Genomic DNA, 4,183 nt, shown 5'->3' on the forward strand with positions numbered 1-4,183 from the left:
CGCGTCGGAACCGTTGGACGTGCCGAAGGAGCCGAAGGCCCCGAGAGGCTCGAAGGCCTCGGACGCCGACGACCGCGAGGCGCCGGGATGGTCGACGTCCACCCCGCCCTCGGCGAGCCCGACGCGTCCGATCCGGTCCAGCAGGAACAACGTCACCGGCGCGTTCTCCAGCAGCAGCCGCAGTTGGTGACGGACGGTTACTTCCTGCGTGATGTCCTGGAACTGGACGAGATAGTGGGGCTCCCGGTCGGGGCGCTCCCGCAGGAGCGCGATGATGACCAGGGTGTGGACCACCGAGCCGTCCGGGCGGACGAACCGGGTCACGTCCTGGTGGCCGCCGGGAGGGCCGGGGGCGTAGGGTGACGCGTTGTCCGGCCATCGCGTCCGGTCGTCCGGGTGGATCAGGGCGTCCCAGGTCGTGCGGAGGAGCTCCGCCTCGCCACGGCCGAGGATCCGGCATGCGGCCGTGTTCACCCGCCGCACCAGATGATCGGCCGTACCGACAAGCGCTATCCCGATCTGCAGCCGGTCGAACAGATCGAGGCGGTCCCCCTCCGGTTCCACCGGTTCCTCACCTACTCACCAGTGTCTGTCTCACCCGTGTCCTGTCGCACCCGTGTCGGTCTCGACGGCCTCGGCCTGGTCGAGCCGGCCTGGTCGAGCCGATCGGTATCCGGGGGAAAGACCGAACACCCTTCCGGTAACAGGAAAGTTAACTGTACTTGATTGGTAGCCTGATGTGACGAGTGTGACGTGAACGTGATCGCCTGGGTCGTTATAGTGATCATCTATCTGATGCGCGACCGCCTACCGGGCGCGATGGCTCCACCGGTCGGCCGTGGACGGTCATGACCAGCCGGGGCGGCCGCCTCCGGCCGGGAATCGATCGCTGCCAGCCGGGTCACGCCCACCGCATGCTCGGCATGCTCGGTTGTGTTGCGCTTGTGTTACCTGGTCGTCCGGACGCCGGTTCGCACGGCTGAAGACCCACCCGGTGGGCCTAGGGCGCCGATCAGGTAACTATAAGTATCCTCCCGCACGGTGGCACGCTTCGATTGACGCCAGCCACCGGAGAAGATCGGCGCGAGTTTGTCGTTGTGTACGCTTTTGCGGACAAAAAGCGTACACAACGACAAACTCGCCTGGATCATGTCCTGTGCGGGTGGTCGTGGATGGGATCCGCGCTGCTTGACCGGCGCTCTGGTGGGTGGCAACGGGCTGGCCGGCTGGCGGGCTGACGGCGCTGGGCGGCCGTCAGCGGGTCCGCGCGGCACCGAGTACGGGCTGCTCCGGGCAGCCGCTCAGAATTTTGATCATTGCTTCTCGCTCGGCCATCTCCATCCACAGGCCGTAGCGGGCCTTCACTCCGATCTGTCGGGCCACGTACCGGCAGCGGTACCCCCGGTTCGGGGGCAGCCACCGCGCGGCGTCGTCGTCGCTTTTCTCCTGGTTCGTCGGGCCGTTGACGGCGAGCAGGTTCTCCGGGTCGTTGGCGAACGCCAGCCGCTTGTCCGGCGACCAGAAGGCGGCCCCGGTCCGCCAGGCGTCCGCCAGCGCCACCACATGGTCGATCTGGATGGCACTCGCGGACCGTGAACGGTCGAAGCGGACGATCCGGTTGGTGTACGGATCCCTCAGCTCGCCGGTCAGCACGATGCACAAGTTCCGTCCCACGGTCACCAGCGTCAGGTCGCGGTGCAGGATGTCGTTGCGCGTGTCGCAGCCGTTGTTGTCAACGTCCGACCAGGCGGAGCCGAACTCGTCCCGCCGGTATGGCGGTGATGTTGTGGCCGGGTGCACCGGGACCGACTGGAGGGTGGCAACGGCGGTCCCGACGGTGACGACCTGGCCGCGCCCGCCCGCCCCGGCCGTCCCGCCGGTGCCCGTGGGGGATCCCGTGTCGTCGAGCGTCCCGCAGCCGGTCAGGGCGAGAAACACGCTGAGGCAGAGCGCGACAGCCGTCGGCAGGACCCGCGCCCGGCCGTCGGCGGGAACGCCGCGGACCGCCGTGCTGCTGGGTGCGGTGCCGCGGACCGTGTTGTCTCGGACCGCGTCTCCGCCGGCCGTGGCGCTGTGTGCCGCGTTCGCGCGGGCCGTGACGCCGGCACCCGAGGTGCCGCCCCGCCCCCGGCGCCGCCCTGCTCCCTGGTCCGCGCTATGCCTTGGTTCTGTATGGCCTGGTTCTGTATGGCCTTGCTCCGTGGGGCTCCGCTCCGCGGGGCCTTGCTCCGGGAGGCCTCCGTCCGCGCGGTGTCGGTCGTGCTCCGCCGGCGGCTGGGAGCACGGCGCTGACGCGGAGGGCACGGCGAGGGTCATAACGCCAGTTTCCCGCTGTCCGGCGTCCATGCGGTGTCATGGCACCGGTTGTGGACGGGTGTCCCGCGGACGCGTCCGCTGATGGATGCGGGCACCGGCCGGACCATGACCGATGGTGACCGCGAACGGTCGTGGGGAGCCGGCCGGTACCGTCAGATCACGGCTGGCGGATGCGGCGCGTTGTTCGCCATCGGACGGCCCGCGGCATCCCAGGCGATCATCCCGCCGTCCAGGTTGCGGGCCTGCCAGCCGGCGCGGTGCAGGTAGGCCGTGACCGCGGCCGAACGCTGCCCGGAGCGGCAGACCACCACCACGTCCCGGTCGCGTGGCACCTCGTCTATACGCTCGAGGAGTTCACCCATGGGGATGTGGACCGCGCCGGCGACATGCCCCGCGTCCCACTCCTCCGCCTCCCGGACGTCGAGGAGCAGCGGCCCGACGCCCGGTGTGACCGTCGCCGGAAGTTGATCTACTGTGACCGAAGGTATCTGATCCGAGCCCACGCGGCCATCCTGCCATCTGCCCGGTATCCCGCGACGTTGCCTACCGGACAGACGACTACCGGACAGGCGGCCATCGTGCGGGCGGCCATCGTGCGGGCGGCTATCGTGCGGGTGGCCATCGCCGCTCAGGCGGCCGGTGAACATTGCGTGGGACATGATCCCGGGGATTTGGGCCTGCCGGCGGTGCGGGAGAGGCATGACCATTCCGTCTTTGGTCCCTCGGCCGGCCGGCTGTGGTCACGAGGGCGCTTTTTCGCCCGCGGCGGCCACGCGTGTGGTGGGACCGTGATTACCGTGGAATCGCTCGATGTCGAATCATCAGGATGCGGAGCGGACGGGCCCTGGCTCACCTGCCCGTGGTGCGGCGGGATCGTGCCGTTGGCGCACCTTGTCCCCGGGGACGACGAACCGTATGCGCGGGTAGCTGTCTGTGACTCGTGCGGACGCCGAGTCATGTTCCTCTCCCCGGCCGACCCCACGGCCTGACCCGCCCACGCCCCGTCACCGTGCTCTCGTCGGGCAGGCGGAGGAGTGCGCGAGCGGAGCGGTGGCGTGGTTCTCGTCCCCTCATCCCACGTTCTCCGCGTCACGGCTTCGCTCGGTGGCGCTGCTGGTCCGTCTGACGGGGCGGCGACCAGTGCGTGGTCGTCCTCGAGGGCTCCTCGAACGCGCCTGCCGCCCGGACGCGTCTCAGGCGGTGGGTTCGGCGCTGGCCGGGGTGGTTCCGGTGGGGGCGGTCCGCGCTGGCTGCGGCGTCTCCACCCGTACGACGTAGTCCTCGATCACCGGGTTGGCGAGCAGGGAGGCGGCGAGCTGGTCGATCCGGGCGAGGACGTCGGCGTCGGCGTCGCCGTCCACCTCCAGCTCGAAACGCTTGCCCTGGCGTACCCCGGCGATGCCGGACACGCCCAGGCGTGGCAGCGCGGTGAGTATCGCCTGCCCCTGCGGGTCGAGGATCTCCGGTTTCAGCATCACGTCCACAACGACCCTGGCCACGTCTGAAGACTGTATCGGTGCGCCGCGCCGGACCGAGCCCGGCCGGCACCGCCGGCTGACCACCAGCCCATCCCAAACCCCCACCAGACGGCCGTGCACCCCGCCTTGATCAAAGAGAGTGAGTAGACAAGTGGCTGCTGTGGCAGCCATTTGTCCCCTCGTTCGCATGATTCAACGCTTGGGGGAAGGGCGGGGGATCGGCGGCGGGGCGGGTGGGGCGGGGGTGGTAACTACCCTCGAGGGGTGTCTACATCCGTGTCAGGGCAGTCCGCATCCGTGCCGAGGCAGTCCGCATCGGGAGCAGCCGGGCCGCCGGGGGTGCCTGGGACGTCTGAGGGGGCCGGGACGCCGAGGGCCGCCGGGGCGCC

At 69.9% G+C, this 4,183-nt stretch carries 4 protein-coding genes; all 4 read right to left on the bottom strand.

Annotated features, from left to right (window positions below; genetic code table 11):
• On the bottom strand, positions 1-564 hold a 564-nt coding region (locus NBW84_RS06890), incomplete at its 3' end, for a PAS domain S-box protein (RefSeq protein ID WP_250282774.1).
• A 690-nt stretch (positions 565-1,254) separates the two neighbouring features.
• Complete coding sequence (locus tag NBW84_RS06895) at positions 1,255-1,938, bottom strand: HNH endonuclease family protein (protein WP_445548184.1); 684 nt, start codon at positions 1,936-1,938, stop codon at positions 1,255-1,257.
• Positions 1,939-2,468: 530 nt separating this feature from the next.
• Complete coding sequence (locus NBW84_RS06900; RefSeq protein ID WP_250282776.1) at positions 2,469-2,819, bottom strand: rhodanese-like domain-containing protein; 351 nt, start codon at positions 2,817-2,819, stop codon at positions 2,469-2,471.
• A 690-nt stretch (positions 2,820-3,509) separates the two neighbouring features.
• Positions 3,510-3,815, bottom strand: coding sequence for a phosphoribosylformylglycinamidine synthase subunit PurS (purS, locus tag NBW84_RS06905; RefSeq protein ID WP_250282778.1), 306 nt, complete (start codon positions 3,813-3,815; stop codon positions 3,510-3,512).
• Between the last annotated feature and the right edge of the window lie 368 nt (positions 3,816-4,183).

This window comes from Protofrankia sp. CiP1_Cm_nod2 (genome assembly GCF_920664355.1).
Classification (GTDB): domain Bacteria; phylum Actinomycetota; class Actinomycetes; order Frankiales; family Frankiaceae; genus Protofrankia.